General features: G+C 71.1%; 12 protein-coding genes. 6 read left to right on the top strand and 6 right to left on the bottom strand.

Going from position 1 to position 19,428, the window contains the following annotated elements; all coding sequences use genetic code 11:
- Nucleotides 1-112: 112 nt before the first annotated feature.
- The 5 genes from Sdia_RS08145 to rpsL all read right to left on the bottom strand — a co-directional run bounded on the left by Sdia_RS08145 (nt 113) and on the right by rpsL (nt 7,030).
- Nucleotides 113-2,434 carry an ATP-binding SpoIIE family protein phosphatase gene (locus Sdia_RS08145; RefSeq protein WP_185393753.1) on the bottom strand — a complete coding sequence of 774 codons (2,322 nt, stop codon included), beginning with the start codon at nt 2,432-2,434 and terminating at the stop codon, nt 113-115.
- Between the two features lie 239 nt (nt 2,435-2,673).
- Nucleotides 2,674-3,867 carry an elongation factor Tu gene (gene tuf / locus Sdia_RS08140; RefSeq protein WP_100452283.1) on the bottom strand — a complete coding sequence of 398 codons (1,194 nt, stop codon included), beginning with the start codon at nt 3,865-3,867 and terminating at the stop codon, nt 2,674-2,676.
- Between the two features lie 152 nt (nt 3,868-4,019).
- Nucleotides 4,020-6,146, bottom strand: a complete 2,127-nt coding sequence (gene fusA, locus Sdia_RS08135) for an elongation factor G (RefSeq protein WP_100452281.1) — start codon at nt 6,144-6,146, stop codon at nt 4,020-4,022.
- A gap of 39 nt (nt 6,147-6,185) precedes the next feature.
- On the bottom strand, nt 6,186-6,656 hold the full coding sequence (gene rpsG / locus Sdia_RS08130) for a 30S ribosomal protein S7 (protein ID WP_003948651.1): 471 nt from the start codon (nt 6,654-6,656) through the stop codon (nt 6,186-6,188).
- A gap of 2 nt (nt 6,657-6,658) precedes the next feature.
- Nucleotides 6,659-7,030, bottom strand: coding sequence for a 30S ribosomal protein S12 (gene rpsL / locus Sdia_RS08125; protein ID WP_003948652.1), 372 nt, complete (start codon nt 7,028-7,030; stop codon nt 6,659-6,661).
- A gap of 682 nt (nt 7,031-7,712) precedes the next feature.
- Here rpsL and Sdia_RS08120 point away from each other — a divergent pair.
- From Sdia_RS08120 to Sdia_RS08095, 6 genes are all read left to right on the top strand, one after another.
- A complete protein-coding gene (locus Sdia_RS08120; RefSeq protein WP_115069720.1) occupies nt 7,713-8,408 on the top strand; it encodes a Crp/Fnr family transcriptional regulator in 696 nt (231 codons plus the stop codon).
- Between the two features lie 299 nt (nt 8,409-8,707).
- On the top strand, nt 8,708-9,640 hold the full coding sequence (locus tag Sdia_RS08115) for a hypothetical protein (protein WP_229831019.1): 933 nt from the start codon (nt 8,708-8,710) through the stop codon (nt 9,638-9,640).
- Nucleotides 9,637-11,964, top strand: a complete 2,328-nt coding sequence (locus tag Sdia_RS08110; RefSeq protein ID WP_229831023.1) for a hypothetical protein — start codon at nt 9,637-9,639, stop codon at nt 11,962-11,964. The genes Sdia_RS08115 and Sdia_RS08110 overlap by 4 nt, the downstream gene beginning before the upstream one ends.
- Before the next feature lie 23 nt (nt 11,965-11,987).
- Nucleotides 11,988-13,508 carry a hypothetical protein gene (locus tag Sdia_RS08105; RefSeq protein ID WP_189500149.1) on the top strand — a complete coding sequence of 507 codons (1,521 nt, stop codon included), beginning with the start codon at nt 11,988-11,990 and terminating at the stop codon, nt 13,506-13,508.
- Nucleotides 13,505-14,122: a Pycsar system effector family protein gene (locus Sdia_RS08100; protein ID WP_189500150.1), complete on the top strand. Its 618-nt coding sequence runs from the start codon at nt 13,505-13,507 to the stop codon at nt 14,120-14,122. The genes Sdia_RS08105 and Sdia_RS08100 overlap by 4 nt, the downstream gene beginning before the upstream one ends.
- Nucleotides 14,123-14,192: 70 nt before the next feature.
- On the top strand, nt 14,193-15,344 hold the full coding sequence (locus tag Sdia_RS08095; RefSeq protein ID WP_189500151.1) for a M48 family metalloprotease: 1,152 nt from the start codon (nt 14,193-14,195) through the stop codon (nt 15,342-15,344).
- Nucleotides 15,345-15,428: 84 nt separating this feature from the next.
- Here Sdia_RS08095 and Sdia_RS08090 read toward each other — a convergent pair whose 3' ends face one another.
- Nucleotides 15,429-19,328 (bottom strand): DNA-directed RNA polymerase subunit beta', encoded by a 3,900-nt coding sequence (locus Sdia_RS08090; RefSeq protein WP_100452269.1) that lies wholly within the window; start codon nt 19,326-19,328, stop codon nt 15,429-15,431.
- Nucleotides 19,329-19,428 lie beyond the last annotated feature (100 nt).

Raw genomic sequence — 19,428 nt, 5'->3', positions numbered from 1 at the left:
CTGAGGCTTGGCTCCCTGCCTGCCTCGCAGGTCAAGGGCTCTGTGTCAGTGCTCTGAAGAGGCGCTGACCAGCGTAGCTCCCCGCCGGAACGCGACGGGGTCCCCACCGCCCTCACTCCGGAAAGTCCTCCACCAGTTCCTGCTCCGCCCAGATGGTCTTGCCGTTCTGGCCGTAGCGGCTGCCCCAGCGGCGGCTGAGCTGGGCGACGAGGAAGAGGCCGCGGCCGCCCTCGTCGGTGGTGCGGGCGCGGCGCAGGCGCGGCTGGGTGTTGCTGGGGTCGGTGACCTCGCAGTAGAGGAGTTCGCCGCGGATCAGGCGCAGGCCGATGGGGCCGCCGGCGTGGCGGACCGCGTTGGTGACGAGTTCGCTGACGATCAGTTCCGTCACGAAGGCGTTGCCCTCCAGGCCCCACTCGGTGAGCTTCTCGTTGGCGGCGTTGCGGGCCGCCCCCACCGCGTCCGGTTCCGCGGGGAACTCCCAGCTCGCGACGTCGCCGGGGGCCAGTGCGGAGGGGCGGGCCAGCAGCAGGGCGGCGTCGTCGAGGAAGGGGGTGCCGTCTCCCCCGGCCATCAGGCCGCGGGAGAGTGAGGGCAGCCTCTTCTCGGAGCGCTGGAGGCGGGACAGGCGGTCGGCCAGGTGGCGGGTGGCGGCGTCGAGGTCGGGCGCGTACCGCCTGAGCAGGCCGTCGGTGTACAGGGCGAGGACGCTGCCCGGCGGCATGTCGACGGTGGCCGTCTCGAAGGGCAGGCCCCCCACGCCCAGCGGCGGCCCCGGCTGGAGGTCGACCGCGTGGGCGGGACCGTCGGGGAGGGCCAGGATGGGCGGGGGATGGCCCGCCGAGGCCATCACGCAGCAGCGGGTGACCGGGTCGTGCAGGGCGACCAGGCAGGTGGCGCCGACCGTGTCGCGGTGTCCGGGCTCGGCCTCGGCGGCCAGTCTGGCCACCAGGGTGTCGAGCTGCGTGAGCACCTCGTCGGGTGCCAGTTCCAGGTCGGCCAGGGTCTGCACGGCGGTGCGCAGCCGCCCCATGGTGGCGGTGGCGTGCAGCCCGCTGCCGAACACGTCGCCGACGACCAGGCCGGTCCGCAGCGAGGGCAGGGCGATCGCGTCGAACCAGTCGCCGCCGATCTCCGCGCCCGCCTCGGCGGGAACGTAGGAGCCGGTGGTCTCCATGACCCGGGTGGTGGTGGAGGCCTGCGGCAGCAGCCGCCGCTGGAGGCTGTCGACGGCCCGGTGCTCGCGGGTGTAGCGGCGGGCGTTGTCCACGCTGAGTGCGGCCTGTGCGGCGATCTCGGTCAGCAGCTCCGCGTCGTCCTCCTCGAAGGGGTCGGGCCGCTCGGCCCGCCAGACGCCGACGGCCCCGAGCAGCAGGGCGCGGGCGAAGAGCGGAGCGATGATCAGCGAGTGGCCCCCCTCGGGTGCCGCCAGCCGGACGTGCGCCGGGTCGCCCAGCAGCTCCTCCACGGCCCTGCGGTCGATCCGGATGGTGCGGCCCTCCTGGACCTCGCGGACCATCGGCCGGTCGGGAAAGGGCGGCACGGTCGCGCCGACCGGCAGGAGCTGGTCGGGCCAGGGACCGTCGGCGGAGCGCACCGCCACCCGGCGCAGCAGCAGGTCTCCCCCGGCGGTGTTCTTCGGCGGCTCCTCGCCGGCCAGCACCGCGTCGGCGAGGTCGACCCAGGCGAGGTCGGCGAACCGCGGGACCAGGGTGTCGGCGATCTCCTGCGCGGTGCGTTCGATGTCCAGCGAGTTGCCCACCCCGGCGGAGGCGCGGTGGCGCAGTTCGGCCCGCTGGGCGGCGCGCCAGTGCTCGGTGGCGTCGGTCAGGAAGACGGCGACGCCGGTCGGGTGGCCCTCGTGGTCCTCGGTCCGTACGGCGGAGTAGGAGAGCGACCACTCGTGGTGAGGCGGCCGGAAGGAGCGGACGTGCTGTTCCTGCGCGGCCAGCGGCCTGCCCGTCTCCAGCACCTCGCGCAGGGTCTCCTCGGTCCTGGCGGCGTCGGCCCCGTCCATCACCTCGCTCAGCACGCTGCCCACCACCTGGGGCGGGCCGCCGAACTCGCCGGGCAGGACGTTGGTCCGCAGGACGGCGAGGTCGGCGTCGCGCAGGATGAAGCCGAGCCGGTCCTGGGCGAGCAGGGCCCGGAAGACGGCCTCGGCCTGCTCGGCTCCGGCGGCCCGGCCGGAGCCGACCGCCAGCACCAGGGTGAATCCCGAGCCTTGCAGCTCCTGGGCCCAGTAGCGCACGGCGACGGTCCCGAAGTCGCCGTGCCGCAGGACGACCTCGCCGTCCTCGGGCAGCCGGACGTGGCGCTCCTCGGCCAGCAGCCGGAGGACGGAGCGGCCCAGCACCTCGTCCGCCGGCCGCTCCAGCAGGCCCTCGGCCGCCCGCGACCAGCCGGCGACGATCCCCCGGCGGTCGACCAGCGCCACCGCCGCACCCTCCGGCGGACCACCACTCGCCTCGCTCGCACCCATGGTGCCGTCACCACCGCCTCTCACCGGGTCGGTGCCCCCCATCATGTCCTCCCGCCCCCGGCTCCGCCTTCCGGACCAGGACCAGCGGGTGACACGCCCGGCTCCGGGAACGCCGAAGGGCCCGTACGACACGGAGTCGTACGGGCCCTTCTCAAGCAGCTCGGAGAGCTACCAGATCAGCGCGAGGCCATCAATTACTTGATGATCTTGGTGACCTGGCCGGCGCCCACGGTCCGGCCACCCTCACGGATGGCGAACTTCAGGCCCTCCTCCATGGCGACGGGCTGGATCAGCTCGACGCGCATCTCGGTGTTGTCGCCCGGCATGACCATCTCGGTGCCCTCGGGGAGGTTCACCACACCGGTCACGTCCGTCGTACGGAAGTAGAACTGCGGGCGGTAGTTGTTGAAGAACGGGGTGTGGCGGCCACCCTCGTCCTTCGACAGGATGTAGGCCTGGGCCTCGAACTCGGTGTGCGGGGTGACCGAACCGGGCTTGATGATGACCTGGCCGCGCTCGACGTCCTCGCGCTTGATGCCACGGAGGAGCAGACCGACGTTCTCACCGGCCTGGCCCTCGTCGAGGAGCTTGCGGAACATCTCGATGCCGGTGACCGTGGTGGTGGTCTTGTCCTGCTTGATGCCGATGATGTCGACGGTCTCGTTGACCTTGAGGACACCACGCTCGATGCGGCCGGTGACGACCGTACCGCGACCGGTGATCGTGAAGACGTCCTCGACCGGCATCAGGAACGGCTTGTCGACGTCACGCTCGGGAGCCGGGATGGCCTCGTCGACAGCCTTCATCAGGTTGAGGACGGACTCACCCCACTCCTTGTCGCCCTCGAGGGCCTTGAGCGCGGAGACCTTGACGACCGGCAGGTCGTCGCCCGGGAACTCGTACTCGGAGAGCAGCTCGCGGACCTCGAGCTCGACGAGCTCCAGGATCTCCTCGTCGTCCACCATGTCGGCCTTGTTCAGGGCGACCACGATGTACGGAACGCCGACCTGGCGGGCCAGGAGCACGTGCTCCTTGGTCTGCGGCATCGGGCCGTCGGTGGCGGCGACCACGAGGATGGCGCCGTCCATCTGCGCGGCACCCGTGATCATGTTCTTGATGTAGTCCGCGTGACCGGGGCAGTCGACGTGCGCGTAGTGACGCTGCTCCGTCTGGTACTCGACGTGCGAGATCGAGATCGTGATACCACGCTGGCGCTCCTCGGGCGCCTTGTCGATCATGTCGAAGGCCGAGGCCTCGTTCAGGTCCGGGTACGCGTCGTGCAGCACCTTGGTAATGGCGGCCGTGAGGGTCGTCTTACCGTGGTCGATGTGACCGATGGTGCCGATGTTGACGTGCGGCTTAGTCCGCTCGAACTTCGCCTTCGCCACTGGGGTCCTCCTGTGGAGTGGTTCTGTACGCCTTACTCATCGGCGCCAGGTGATCTTTGCTGGGATGCCGGGGCCCGGGACACCCCTTCCGGGGTGCGGACGAGGTGTCCGCGGGCTTCCGGTGACAAGCCTAAAGCGTGTGCTCCGAAGAGTTACTCGCCCTTGGCCTTCGCGATGATCTCCTCGGCGACGTTCCGGGGAACCTCGGCGTAGGAGTCGAACTGCATCGAGTAGCTTGCGCGACCCGAGGTCTTGCTGCGGAGGTCGCCGACGTAGCCGAACATCTCCGAGAGCGGCACCAGGCCCTTGACGACCCGGGCACCGGCCCGCTCCTCCATGGCCTGGATCTGGCCACGGCGGGAGTTGATGTCACCGATGACGTCGCCCATGTAGTCCTCGGGCGTGGTGACCTCGACGGCCATCATCGGCTCGAGCAGCACGGGGCCGGCCTTGCGGGCACCCTCCTTGAACGCCTGCGAACCGGCGATCTTGAAGGCGAGCTCGGAGGAGTCGACCTCGTGGTAGCCGCCGTCGATCAGGGTCACGCGCACACCGGTCATCTCGTAACCGGCGAGGATGCCGAACTGCATGGCTTCCTGGCAGCCGGCGTCCACCGAAGGGATGTACTCCTTCGGGATGCGGCCACCGGTGACCTTGTTCACGAACTCGTAGCTGGCGTCGCTGTCCGTCAGGGGCTCGACCGCGATCTGCACCTTGGCGAACTGACCGGTACCACCGGTCTGCTTCTTGTGGGTGAAGTCCACGCGCTCGACGGTCTTGCGGATCGTCTCACGGTAGGCGACCTGCGGCTTACCGACGTTGGCCTCGACCCGGAACTCCCGCTTCATGCGGTCGACCAGGACCTCGAGGTGGAGCTCGCCCATGCCGCCGATGACGGTCTGGCCGGTCTCCTCGTTGGTGTGCACCTGGAAGGAGGGGTCCTCCTCCGCGAGACGCTGGATGGCGACACCCAGCTTCTCCTGGTCACCCTTGGACTTGGGCTCGATCGCGACCTCGATGACGGGAGCCGGGAAGTCCATGGACTCCAGGATCACCGGGGCCTTCTCGTCGGACAGCGTCTCACCGGTCGTGGTCTGCTTGAGACCCATGACGGCGACGATGTCACCGGCGCCCACCGACTCGATCTCCTCACGCTTGTTGGCGTGCATACGGTAGATCTTGCCGATGCGCTCCTTCTTGCCCTTCACCGAGTTCAGCACCGCGGTGCCGGACTGGAGACGGCCGGAGTAGACGCGCACGAAGGTGAGCTTGCCGAGGTGCGGGTCGCTCATGATCTTGAACGCCAGCGCCGACAGCGGCTCGTCGTCGGACGGCTTGCGGGCGATGACCTTCTCCGCGTCCTTGACGTCCTGGCCTTCGATGGCCTCGACGTCGAGGGGCGAGGGGAGGTAGCGCACGACCGCGTCGAGCAGGGGCTGGACGCCCTTGTTCTTGAACGCCGTACCGCAGAACACCGGGGTGACCGTGGTGTCCGAGGACTTGCCCGAGGCGATGGTGATGCGGCGGATGGCCTCGTGCAGCTGCTCCACGGAGGGCTCCTCGCCCTCCAGGTACAGCTCCATCATGGCCTCGTCGTTCTCGGCGACGGCCTCCAGCAGCTTGCCGCGCCATTCGGCGGCCAGCTCGGTGTGGGTCTCCGGGATCTCGATGGTGTCGTACATCTCGCCCTTGGCGGCGTCCGCCGACCAGACGTACGCCTTCATCGTCACCAGGTCGACGACACCCAGGAAGTCGGCCTCGGAGCCGATGGGCAGCTGCATCACGATCGGGGTGGCGCCGAGGCGCTCCTTGATCATGTCGACGCAGCGCAGGAACTCGGCGCCGGTGCGGTCCAGCTTGTTGACGAAGCAGATGCGCGGGACGCCGTAACGGTCCGCCTGACGCCAGACCGTCTCGGACTGCGGCTCCACACCGGCGACACCGTCGAACACGGTGACGGCACCGTCGAGGACGCGGAGCGAACGCTCCACCTCGACCGTGAAGTCCACGTGGCCCGGGGTGTCGATGATGTTGATGGTGTGGTCGACGTCCTCGAGCGGCCAGTGGCAGGTCGTCGCGGCGGACGTGATGGTGATGCCGCGCTCCTGCTCCTGCTCCATCCAGTCCATCGTGGCGGAACCCTCGTGGGTCTCACCGATCTTGTAGCTGACGCCGGTGTAGAACAAGATCCGCTCGGTGGTGGTCGTCTTGCCCGCGTCGATGTGGGCCATGATCCCGATGTTGCGGACCTTGGCCAGGTCAAGTGAAGTGGTAGCCATAAGGCTTCAGTCTTCTCTCGGTCTCGATGGGGGTAGCGACTACCAGCGGTAGTGCGCGAAGGCCTTGTTGGACTCGGCCATCTTGTGCGTGTCCTCGCGCTTCTTCACAGCGGCACCCAGGCCGTTGGAGGCGTCGAGAAGCTCGTTCATGAGGCGCTCGGTCATCGTCTTCTCACGACGGGCACGCGAGTAGCCGACCAGCCAGCGCAGCGCCAGCGTGTTGGCACGGCCGGGCTTGACCTCGATCGGGACCTGGTAGGTCGCGCCACCGACACGGCGGGACTTGACCTCGAGGGTGGGCTTGATGTTCTCGAGCGCACGCTTCAGGGTGATGATCGGGTCGTTGCCGGTCTTCTCGCGCAGGCCCTCCATGGCGCCGTACACGATGCGCTCGGCGGTGGAGCGCTTGCCGTTCAGCAGCACCTTGTTGATGAGGGAGGTCACCAGAGGAGAACCGTAGACCGGGTCGATGATGACCGGGCGCTTCGGGGCGGGGCCCTTACGAGGCATTCTTACTTCTCCTTCTTGGCGCCGTAGCGGCTGCGGGCCTGCTTGCGGTTCTTGACACCCTGGGTGTCGAGGGAGCCGCGGATGATCTTGTAGCGAACACCCGGCAGGTCCTTCACACGGCCACCGCGCACGAGCACGATGGAGTGCTCCTGCAGGTTGTGTCCCTCACCCGGGATGTAGGCCGTGACCTCGATGCCCGAGGTCAGACGCACACGCGCGACCTTACGGAGGGCCGAGTTCGGCTTCTTCGGGGTGGTCGTGAACACACGCGTGCAGACGCCGCGGCGCTGGGGCGAACCCTCGAGTGCGGGCGTCTTGTTCTTTTCGACCTTGTCCTGCCGGCCCTTACGGACCAGCTGCTGGATCGTAGGCACTACTTCTCCGGTTTCTGTGTGCCGAACAGGTAAAGCTAACCTGGAACGCTCCCGACCCACGCGGTCGGGCGTGTCGGATACCGCGGAGCCCCGCTAGCAGATCGGGAGAAGCGCAGATCGCGGTGCTGACGCCTATCGCTCACCGAGCGGTCCTGACACGCACGAGAGCCCAGACACACCCCAGGCACAAGGTCTGAGCGTACCTATCGCACGGAGTTCGGTCAAAACAAATGCACGCGCAGCGGACGCGCTGGTCAGACGCCCCACACCCCGGGGCGGACCGGCACCCTCCGCTGCGTGATCGACTTCTCGTCCCGTGAGGGACGCTACACCGGGCCGCGAGGCGTTGCCAGGGGGCGCCCTCGGGCCGGGACGGGGCGACGCGGCCGGCACGGCGGCGGGCACCTCCGGCCGCCCGTCCGCGACCGGCCGCACACCGGCTTCCCCCGCCCTCCCCATCTGGCTTGAATCGATCGACAGCCCCCGGCGCGCCCTCTCCGGTCCCTGTGTGTTTTCGGCCACAGAGCGTAACTTTCCCGTCGAGTGGCGGGGCTGGAGGGTTCATTCCGCTCAAGGGCGAGCTACCTGGGCCGGGAGATCAGTACGTTGGCCCGTCCCGCGCCCCGCGCCCCGCCGGACGGGCCGCGCGGTGCGGACGCGACACGGAGATGGGGAGGGGCCGATGACGGCCGGGGGAGACGGGCTGGACGACCGGGTGCCGTTCCTGGCCCGGCTGGAGGGCGGAGAGCGGCAGGCGCTCCTCGCCCTCGGCTCACCGATGGCCTACGCGCCCCGGCAGGCCCTGCTGCGCGAGCACGAGCCCTCGTCGCACGTCCTGCTCCTGCTCACCGGGTGGACCAAGGTGACGGCCGCGGCGCCCAACGGGTACGAGGCGCTGCTCGCCCTGCGCGGACCCGGCGACATCGTGGGCGAGTTCGCGGCCCTGACCAGCAAGCCCCGGTCGGCGCACGTGACGGCGCTGGAGGAGGTGCGCGCGGTCGCGGTGGAGTCGGCCCGGTTCACGGAGTTCCTGCGCGGCGCGCCGCAGGTGTCGATGACGCTGCTGGCGCTGGTGTCGGACCGGACCCGGGCGGGGGACCGGCGGCGGCTGGAGTTCGCCTCCATGACCGTGCGGGAGCGGCTCGCCTCGCTGCTGCTCGATCTGGCCCGCGGCTCCGGGACCCGGACCGAGGACGGAATCGAACTGCAAGTACCGCTCAGCAAGCAGGAGTTGGCGGGCTCGGTCGGCGCCTCCCGGGAGATGGTGCAGCGGTTGCTGAAGGAGTTGCGGGACCGGGGCGCCGTCGTCACCGGGCGGCGGGCGCTGGTCGTGCGGCGGCCCGACCTGCTGCGCCGGATCGCCGGGGCCGGGCCCTGACGGGCCGGACGGAGACCGGGTTCGGCGCTCTTTCGGCGGCGGGGCTCCCCCGGGTCCGGCGGGGTGGCCCGCCGCCGGCCGGGCCGGGAGTGCCCGGACCGGCCGCCCCGGAAGCCGGACGCCGGGCCGGACCCGTCTGTAAACACCGTCACAGTCCGAGGGCGGCATCCGTCCTCACGCGGGTCGGCGCCGGGGCGCCAGGCTGAGATCCCCCGGCCGGAGCGGCCCGCGCCGGCCGAGTACGGCCGTGCGCACGCTCCGGTCCCGAGGGCCGTTTCGAGAGGGAGGCAGGGCACCAGATGAACGATCCCGTCAACCGGACGATGCTGCTGGTCGACATCGAGAGGTTCAGCGACCGCGACGACGTCGAACAGGCCTTCCTGCGGCGGATGTTGTACGACGTCGTGGACCGGACCATGGAGCGGGCCGGGATCGACGAGACGCTGCGGCTGCGGGCCGACCAGGGCGACAGCGTCATGGAGTTCATCGACCCGAACGTCTCCGTGCCGCAGTTGCTGCGGTCGGTCGTCTCCGAGCTGCCCGCCCAGCTGAGGGCGGTCAACCGGATGGCCTCCAGCGCCGCCCAGATGCGGCTGCGGGCGGTGGTGGCCACCGGGTTCATCGCACTGGACGAACGCGGCATCTGGGTCGGCAGCGACCTCAACCACGCCTGTCGCCTCCTCGACGCCGACCTCCTGCGGGCGGCCCTGCGCGAACGGCCGGGCGACGTCGCGCTCTGCGTCTCGCAGAGCGTCTACGCCGGGATCGTCCGCCACGACCACCCCGGCATCCCCGCCGAGGAGTTCCACGAGGCCACCCTGGCCACCAAGAACGGGCCCCTGCCCGCCTGGCTGCTCGGCCCGGTCCCCGCACCGGGGCAGGCCGCGGCGGTACCGGGCGCGGCGGCGGGGGCCGCGCGAACGCCGGTACCGGACGCTTCGGGGGAGCGCCCGGGACCGGCCGGAGGAGCGCAGGCCGGGCCGTCGGGGGGCGGCCCGGCCTGCGCACCCGCCCCCGTCGCCGCGCCGGCCGCCCAGCCCCCGGCGGGCGTGCACTTCACGGGCGGCGCCCCCGTCTTCGGCGGCAGCTTCGTCATGGGCGACCAGCACGGCGTCTCCGGCGGCCGGGTCGTCGGCGACGTGGTGATGGGCGGCGCCGGGGGGCTCCCGCAGGCCCCGGAGGCTGACGCCGCCGGCCGCCCTGGGGCGGCCGAGGGCGGTGCCCATCAATGAGTGCCGGTGAGCGCCCGGCCCGGAAGCCGGGTGAGACGGCCCACCCCGCGGACCCCGAGGACATCTCCGACGCCCCCGCCGACCAGGACGGCGACGAGGCGGAAGGCGGCGAGGAGGAGCGGGACCGGCCGCAGGACGCGTGGTCGGCCCGGCGGGACCTGCACGCCCACGCGCCGGAGGCAATGAGGCTCGGCGACGGCGCCCGGTTCGGGGGTTCCCTGGTCACGGGTGACCAGCACGGGATGTCGGGTGGGTACCTGACCGGTGACCTGGTCATGGGCAGCAAGACGGAGGTGTGGAACTTCGGTCCGGCCGCTCCGCACGCCTCCGGCGAGATTCCCGCCCCGACACTGCGGCGGATGGCCGCCTCCTTCGTCACGGACGAGGACGCCTTCACGGCGCTGGTCGAGCGTCTGAGGACCGAACGGGTCCTCGTCCTCCAGGGCCCGCCCTTCACCGGGCGGCGGACGGCGGCGCTCATGCTGCTGAGCCGCGTGGGCGCCACGACCGTGCGCTCCCTGCTGCGCGACCGCTCCCCGGACGACCTGGCGACCCGGCTCGACGCGGAACAGGCCCGCGTCGGCGGCGACGCCGACACGCCGGCCGCACCGGTCGGCTACGCCCTGTGCGATCTCATCACCAACCGCCGCCGCCCGCTGCGGGAGCCGCACCTGCTGGCCGTCGGCGACTGGCTGCGGCGCCACAACGGCTACCTGGTGGTGACGGTGGGCCCCACCGCCGCGCTGGAGGACGTACGGCCGGTGGGCTGGCGCCCGCCCCGGGCCGCGGAGGTGCTCGCCGCGCACCTGCGTGCGCAGCTGACGACCGCGCCAGGGCCGGCCGGCGACGCCGAGGTCGCCCGGCTGCTGGCGCTCGACGCGGTCGCCGGGTTCCTCTCCCGCGACCACCAGCTGCGGGAGGCCGCCGCCTTCGCCTCGGCCCTGGTCCCTGTCGCGATGGGCGAGGCCGACGAGGAGAGCCTCGCCCGGTTCTCCCTCAGCTCCCTGGAACACCAGGTCCGCGAGTGGTTCGAGGAGGACGAGGACGCGCTCGCGCTGCGGGACAAGGCGTTCCTGATCTCCCTGGCCGCGTTCGACGGCGGCCCGTACGCCCTCACCGCCGAACTGAGCGACCAGCTCTACGCCGCGCTGCTGCGCACCCAGAGGGCTCACGCGACGCCGGAGGTGCCGGTCTTCGGCACCCACATCGGCAAACGGCTCCAGCTGGCCCGCGCCGAGCAACGGGAGGCGAAGCAGCCGACCGAGTGGGGGCCCGTGAGGCAGTGGGTGGCCTCCTTCCGCGACGACCGGACCCCTCCTGTCCTGCTGCGCGAGCTGTGGACGGGCCACCCCTCCGCCCGGCCGGCACTGACCTCCTGGCTGAGCCGCCTCACGGACGACAGACGCCCCCTCGTACGTACCCGGGCCGCGGCCACGGCCGCGATCCTCGCCCACGCCGACCTCCCCTCGGCAATGGCGCTGCTGATCGAGAACTGGGCCGCGTCCAACCTGTACCGGCACCGCCTGGTCGCCGCCAACGCGCTGGCCGTCGCCCATTTCATCGGTGCGCCCAACATCTCCCGCATCCTCGACAGCTGGAGCACCCACGAGACACAGGCACTGCGATGGGTGGCGATCCGCACCCATGCCCTGATCGGCCCGGAGCGCCCGGGCGACACCCTGCGCCTGCTGCGCCGCGTCAGCCGCAAGGAGGTCGAGGAGTCCCTCCGGAGCGGCCCGCCGAAGCCGCTGGACGAGGACATGCTCCAGGAGCTGCGGGAGGCCGTGGAACTGCTGCTCCTGTCCCCGGCGGGCGATGAGGTCCTCCGCGATCTCCTCGCCCACCTCGGCGTCGACCGGGCCGCCCACGATCTGGCGGTGGAGGGCTTCCTCGCCGCCTGCCGGCGGGAGACCGCCCACAGCGGCGCCCAGCACCACGCGTACGACGCCGAGTACGTCGAGGGGCCCGGACGGCCCGTGGTCCTCGGCTGGTTCGGCGAAGCGGTGGCCGACGCGAAGACCCTGTGGGCCGCCCGCGGGCTCGCCACCCTGTGGCGGGCCGCGCTGCGCAGCCGGGCCCATACCGGCGACGCGCTGAGCGTCCTCGGCGCCTGGGTGCTGGCCGCCGACCGCTTCCCCGACACCGAGCGGGCGCTGGCGGTCCTCGTCCCGGCGCTCGTCACCGAACCGGCGGACGCCCAGCGCCTCTCCCACCTGCTCCGCACCATGCCCGGCGAGGACGGCGGCGGTCCGCCGCCGGTCGCCAGGCGCCTGCTGACCGTCGTCCCCTCCGGCGGCGGGACGAACCCCACCGCCCCGGCCTGAACACTTTCGAGGAGACCTGTTCGATGCCCGTCTTTCCCCGATTCCCGGAATGGCAGCAGCACTCGGGGCGCGGCACGGTGCTACGCGACGCCGTGCTGACCGTGCGGCAGCTCGGCCGGTTCGACTTCAACCGGAAGCACCTGACCCGCATCGACCACGCCCTGGTGTTCTCCACGTCGCGCGAGGAGGAGTACGAGGCGTACCACCCCCCGCACCGCCCTTCACGGGCGGAGGTGGCGGCGAAGCGCTACTCCTCCGTGTACGAGGTGGACATGGGGGTGCAACTGTGGTGCGAGGCCGCGGAACTGCCCAGTGCCGACGACGGATTCCCGTTCCGGCTGGAGGCCGACCTCACCTGGCAGGTCGTCGAACCGGCCCGGTACGTCCGCAGCCGGGTCCGGGACGTCCCGGCGCTGCTCACGGGCGAACTGCTGCGCCTCGCCCGCCCGGTGACCAGGCGCTTCCGGGAAGCCGACTGCGCGGCGGCCGAGGAGGAGCTGCGCGAGGTCCTGCGGCGGACCGGCGAGCCCGGCGGTGCCGCCGGGCTGCAGACCGGCTGGGTCCTGCGGCTGCACCGGGACGAGGCCGTCATCGCCCATCACAGACGGCTGCGCGGGATCGACCACTCGGTCGCCGAACGTATCCGCGCCGACGTGGCCGGCACCGCGGCCGACCGCCATCAGCACGACCGCGAACTGCGCCAGGACCAGCTGAGCATCGCCCGCGCCCACGCGTACGGGGAGCACGCTCAGGAACTGGCCCTGCAGCAGCAGCGATGGGCGCACGAGCAGGCACTCGCCGCCCACCACCAGCAGCTGGAGCTCCAGCGCCTCAACCACCAGAAGATCGAGTACTACGAGCACTGGCTCAGCAAGGGGGGCGTAACCGCCCTGGCCTTCCGGCTCGCCGAGCACCCGGAGGACATGCGCCTCGTCATGGAGAACATGCGCCAGGACCAGCTGCACCTGATCCGCTCCCAGATCCACGTGATCGAGGAGGTCCTCAAGGGAGACCAGCTGGAGGGGTACGAGCTGGAAGGCCCGAAGAAGCAGGCGATCCAGGCGATGGCGGACCTCTTCGGCCAGCGCCTGCCCGGGGTGCCGCACGAACCCCTGAGGGCCGTCAGGCCGCCGGGCGAACCGCGGTCCGACGGCGAGGCAGCCACGCCGGCCTCCCTCCCGTACGTGCCGCCGCCTCCGGAAGCGGACCCGGCGCCCCCGGGTCTCCCGGCCCCGCCCGGCGGGAGTGCCTCTCCACGAGAGGCCGACCGTGACCCGCACGAGGACGCCGGCCCGTCCGGCGCCCCTGGCCCCTCGCACCCGTACGCCTCCGGCCCGCCTACGGTTCCCCCCGCCGTCCCTCTGCCGCAGCACGTCTCCCCACAGCCCTGGCGCACAGTGCCCGCTCTCGGTTCCGCGCCGACGCGGACCGAGCCCCCGCCCTGGCAACCCCAGCCGTGCCACGGCACCGCCCCTGGCCCACAGCGGCCCCCGTTCCCTCCCCCGGCACCGCCCGACGCCTCGCAGGAGGACACCGCGCCATGACCGGCCTCGACCTCACCGCCTCGGACCCCGCCCCTCCCCCGGACCAGGACACCGACCACACCCGGCCCCACCCCGCCCACCTGCCGCACCCCGTCGGGCAGGCGCCCTCCCCGCCCCCGCCCGGCGCCACCGTCGCCGCCCGCCTCCTCGCCGACCTGCACACCGAGATCGGGCGGGCCGACAGCAAGGCGGCCGTGCTGGTGGCGGCGCTCGGCGTGACAGCGGGCGTCTTCACCGGCCTGCTGGCCGGCAAGGGCTGGGCCCCGGGCTCTCTGGGGGCGGCCGGGCTCGTTTTGTGGTGGGCCGGGACCGCCGCCCTCGCCGTCTCCCTGCTCGCCCTGCTGCTCGCGGTCCTCCCCCGCTACCGCACCGACGCCTGGGCCCCGGGCGAGCCGCTCTCCTACTTCGCCGACATCCGCCAGGCGGCGGCGGCCGGCGAGGCCGAGCTGGCCCGCGCCCTCACCGCCACCGAACGCGATCCGCTGCACGGGCTGGCCCGCGCTCTCACCGGGACCAGCCGCATCGCCGCCGCCAAACACCGCTGGATCAGGACCGGCCTGATCGCCTTCAGCGCCGGCAGCGCCCTGCTCCCCATGGCCGTCCTCACCGGCTGACCCACTCCCCACTGTGTCCCCCGCTTCCGCACGGCACCGCTCACGCCGTCACCGCACCGCGAGGTACTCGATGCCCCTGACGCCCCGTCCGCCGGACAGCTTCGACCCGCCCTCCTCGGCCGAGCCCACGCGGTACCCCGACCCGCCGTACCCCGAGTCCGCGCCCCCGCCCTACCCGAAGCCCGGGGCCGGCCCCCCACCCGCCGGCCCGTTGGCGATCCCACCGCAGCCCCCCGCGCCGGCTCCGCGCCACGCTCATCGCCTCTGCACCGATCAGCGGCGGGTCCACCTCAGGGCGCGGCAGCGGCACGCGGACGCCACCGCGCTGGGCGCACTCCTGATCCACCTGCCCTTCTTCCTGTGCAGCGTGGCGGTGGTGGCCCTGCTCTCCGCGCCGGCCCTGGGAGACCTGGCGTTCCTCGGAGTCCTCGGCTGGCTGGCGACCGGGCTGCTCGTCTTCCACCGGCCCACCGAATCGCTGGCCGCCCGGCGGGTACTGGGCCTGCGTCGTCCCACTCCGCAGGAGTCGTCCCGGCTGACGCCCGTCTGGCGGGAGGTCACCGCCCGCGCCGGGGTGGATGCCACCACGTACACACTGTGGATCGAGGAAAACGACACCGACCTCAACGCGGTCGCCGCCGCCGGCCACATCGTCGGCGTCACCACCTTCTCCCTCGGCCGCCTGCCCGACGGCGAACTCGCCGCCGTCCTCGCCCACGAACTGGGCCACCACGTCGGCGGCCACGCCTGGGCCTCGCTGCTCGGGCACTGGTACGCCCTGCCCGCCCGGCTCGCCTACCGCGCCGTCCGGTTCCTCACCGCCCTGATCCTGCGCGTCGCGGCGAGCATCTCGGCCTTGGGCCACCTCCTGGTCGTTCTCCTTCTCGGCTACTTCGCCCTCGCCACCCTCACCACCCTCTACGGCCTCCCCCTGCTCATCCTCGCCGCCCCCTACGCGCTGGCCGCCGTCGGCCGCCGCGCGGAGCTACGCGCCGACCAGCACGCCGCCGCCCTCGGCTTCGCCCCGATGCTCGCCTCCGTGCTCCACCAGATGCACGAGGCCGACCAGGCGGCCCGGCACCAGGCCGCCCTCGCCGCCCGCGCGGCCGGCACCCGCCTCCCCGAGGAGTCCGCGATGGCCAAGCTGCTCGCCACCCACCCCGACCACCACACCCGTCTGCACCACCTCCAGCCCTGGCTCCAGCCCCGGCCCCCGCGCTGACCTCCCCGCCGGTCCCCGGACACGCCGAAGGGCGGCCACCCCCCAGGGGGTGACCGCCCTTCACGGCCTCATCGGCCTACCAGCTCACTGGTTGTACGGACCGTAGTCGTAGTCCTCCAGCGGAACGGCCTGGCCGGAGCCGGTGCCGAACGGCGAGTAGTCGATGTCGTCGTAACCGACGGCCGAGTACATCGCGGCCTTGGCCTCCTCGGTCGGCTCGACCCGGATGTTGCGGTAGCGGGACAGCCCCGTACCGGCCGGGATGAGCTTACCGATGATGACGTTCTCCTTGAGGCCGATCAGGGAGTCCGACTTGGCGTTGATCGCCGCGTCGGTCAAAACCCTGGTCGTCTCCTGGAAGGACGCCGCCGACAGCCACGACTCGGTCGCCAGCGAGGCCTTGGTGATACCCATCAGCTGCGGACGGCCGGAGGCGGGGTGACCGCCCTCGGTGACCACACGACGGTTCTCGGTCTCGAACTTCGACCGCTCGACCAGCTCGCCGGGCAGCAGCTCGGCGTCGCCGGACTCGATGATCGTCACGCGGCGGAGCATCTGCCGGATGATGATCTCGATGTGCTTGTCGTGGATCGACACACCCTGCGAGTTGTAGACCTTCTGGACCTCGCCCACGAGGTGCACCTGCACCGCGCGCTGGCCGAGGATACGCAGCACGTCGTGCGGGTTGGTGGCACCCACGGTGAGCTTCTGGCCCACCTCGACGTGGTCGCCCTCGCCCACCAGCAGACGGGCACGCTTCGAGATCGGGAAGGCCGTCTCGTCGCTGCCGTCGTCCGGGGTGACGACGATCTTCTTGGTCTTCTCGGTCTCCTCGATCCGCACGCGTCCGGCGGACTCGGAGATCGGGGCGACACCCTTCGGCGTACGGGCCTCGAAGAGCTCGACGACTCGGGGCAGACCCTGGGTGATGTCGTCACCGGCCACACCACCGGTGTGGAAGGTACGCATCGTCAGCTGGGTACCGGGCTCACCGATGGACTGGGCGGCGATGATGCCGACCGCCTCACCGATGTCGACCAGCTTGCCGGTGGCGAGCGAACGGCCGTAGCAGTACGCACAGGTGCCGACGGCCGACTCGCAGGTCAGGACCGAGCGGGTCTTGACCGACTCGACGCCGTGCAGGACCAGCTGGTCGATGAGGACGTCACCGAGGTCGACGTTGGCCGGCGCGATGACCTTGCCGTCGACGACGACGTCCTCGGCCAGCATCCGGGCGTAGACGCTCGTCTCGACGTCCTCGGTCTTGCGCAGGACACCGTCCGAACCGCGGTCGGCGATCTTGAGCTTGAGACCGCGCTCGGTGCCGCAGTCCTCCTCGCGGATGATGACGTCCTGCGAGACGTCCACCAGACGACGGGTGAGGTAACCCGAGTCGGCGGTACGCAGGGCGGTGTCCGCGAGACCCTTACGGGCACCGTGGGTGGCGATGAAGTACTCGAGGACCGAGAGGCCCTCGCGGAACGACGCCTTGATGGGACGGGGGATCGTCTCGTTCTTGGCGTTCGACACGAGACCACGCATACCGGCGATCTGACGCAGCTGCATCATGTTTCCGCGCGCGCCCGAGTTCACCATCATGGCGATCGGGTTGGTCTTCGGGAAGTTGTCGTTCATCGCCTCGGCGACCTCGTTGGTCGCCTTGGTCCAGATCGCGATGAGCTCCTGGGTCCGCTCGTCCTTCGTGATCAGACCGCGCTCGTACTGCTTCTGGACCTTGACGTCCTGCGCCTCGTACTCACCGACGATGTTCCGCTTGGCCTCGGGCACGACGACGTCCGAGATGGCCACGGTGACGCCGGACCGGGTGGCCCAGTGGAAGCCGGCCGCCTTCAGGTTGTCGAGCGTCGCGGCGACGACGACCTTCGGGTACCGCTCGGCCAGGTCGTTGACGATCTGGGAGAGCTGCTTCTTGCCGACCTCGTAGTCGACGAAGGGGTAGTCCTCGGGCAGCAGCTCGTTGAAGAGCGCGCGGCCCAGGGTGGTGCTCAGCCGGAAGCTGTCGCCCGGCTGGTACTCCGGCTCACCCTCCTCGGCGACCGGCGCGGTCCAGCCGCGCGGCGGAATGGTGCCGACCGGGAAGCGGATGTCGATCTTCGACTGGAGCGACAGCTCACCCGCGTCGAAGGCCATGATCGCCTCGGCGGTCGAGCCGAAGGCACGCCCCTCGCCCTGCACGTTCCGGCCGTCGCCGTCCGTGGTGAGGAAGAAGAGGCCGAGCACCATGTCCTGGGTCGGCATGGTGACCGGACGGCCGTCGGCCGGCTTCAGGATGTTGTTCGAGGACAGCATCAGGATGCGGGCCTCGGCCTGCGCCTCCGCGGAGAGCGGCAGGTGGACGGCCATCTGGTCACCGTCGAAGTCCGCGTTGAACGCGGTGCAGACGAGCGGGTGGATCTGGATGGCCTTGCCCTCGACGAGCTGCGGCTCGAACGCCTGGATGCCGAGGCGGTGCAGGGTGGGCGCGCGGTTCAGCAGCACGGGGTGCTCGGCGATGACCTCTTCGAGGACGTCGTACACCACGGTGCGGCCACGCTCGACCATGCGCTTGGCCGACTTGATGTTCTGCGCGTGGTTCAGGTCGACCAGGCGCTTCATCACGAACGGCTTGAACAGCTCCAGCGCCATCGCCTTCGGCAGACCGCACTGGTGCAGCTTGAGCTGCGGACCGACGACGATCACGGAACGCGCGGAGTAGTCCACACGCTTGCCGAGGAGGTTCTGACGGAAGCGGCCCTGCTTGCCCTTGAGCATGTCGGAGAGCGACTTCAGCGGACGGTTGCCGGGGCCCGTGACGGGGCGGCCGCGGCGGCCGTTGTCGAAGAGCGCGTCGACGGCCTCCTGGAGCATGCGCTTCTCGTTGTTCACGATGATCTCGGGCGCGCCGAGGTCGAGAAGCCGCTTCAGGCGGTTGTTGCGGTTGATGACACGGCGGTACAGGTCGTTCAGGTCGGAGGTCGCGAAGCGGCCACCGTCCAGCTGCACCATCGGACGCAGGTCCGGCGGGATGACCGGGACGCAGTCGAGGACCATGCCCTTGGGGCTGTTGCTGGTCTGGAGGAAGGCGGAGACGACCTTGAGGCGCTTGAGCGCCCGGGTCTTCTTCTGGCCCTTGCCGGTCCGGATGATCTCGCGGAGGCGCTCGGCCTCCTCGTCCAGGTCGAAGGTCTCCAGCCGCTTCTGCAGCGCGGCCGCGCCCATCGAGCCGTCGAAGTACGTGCCGAAGCGGTCACGCAGCTCGCGGTAGAGCAGCTCGTCGCCCTCCAGGTCCTGGACCTTGAGGTTCTTGAAGCGGTTCCAGACCTCGTCGAGACGGTCGATCTCGCGCTGCGCGCGGTCGCGCAGCTGCTTCATCTCCCGCTCGGCGCCTTCGCGCACCTTGCGGCGCACGTCGGCCTTGGCACCCTCGGCCTCCAGCTCGGCCAGGTCGGTCTCGAGCTTCTTGGCGCGGGCCTCGAGGTCGGCGTCGCGCCGGTTCTCGATCTGCTGACGCTCGACGGAGACGTGCGCCTCCAGCGACGGCAGGTCGCGGGTGCGGCGCTCCTCGTCCACGAAAGTGATCATGTACGCGGCGAAGTAGATGACCTTCTCCAGGTCCTTCGGCGCGAGGTCCAGCAGGTAGCCCAGGCGCGAGGGGACGCCCTTGAAGTACCAGATGTGGGTCACGGGAGCGGCGAGCTCGATGTGGCCCATCCGCTCACGGCGCACCTTGGCGCGGGTCACCTCGACGCCGCAGCGCTCACAGATGATGCCCTTGAACCGGACGCGCTTGTACTTGCCGCAGTAGCACTCCCAGTCCCGGGTCGGACCGAAGATCTTCTCGCAGAAGAGCCCGTCCTTTTCCGGCTTGAGGGTGCGGTAGTTGATGGTCTCCGGCTTCTTGACCTCGCCGTGGGACCACTGTCGGATGTCGTCCGCGGTCGCCAGGCCGATCCGCAGCTCGTCGAAGAAGTTGACGTCGAGCACTTTGTCGTCAATCCCTCTTTCAGGGTTCGTGCCCCTCCGCCCGGAGGCGGAACGGGGCTCACATCATGGTCTGTACGGGTCCGGGGCGGCCGGGCCTCAC

Origin of the sequence: Streptomyces diastaticus subsp. diastaticus, from assembly GCF_011170125.1 — a bacterium.
Taxonomy (GTDB): Bacteria; Actinomycetota; Actinomycetes; order Streptomycetales; family Streptomycetaceae; genus Streptomyces; species Streptomyces diastaticus.
This window is presented reverse-complemented; position numbering and strand designations above follow the sequence as displayed.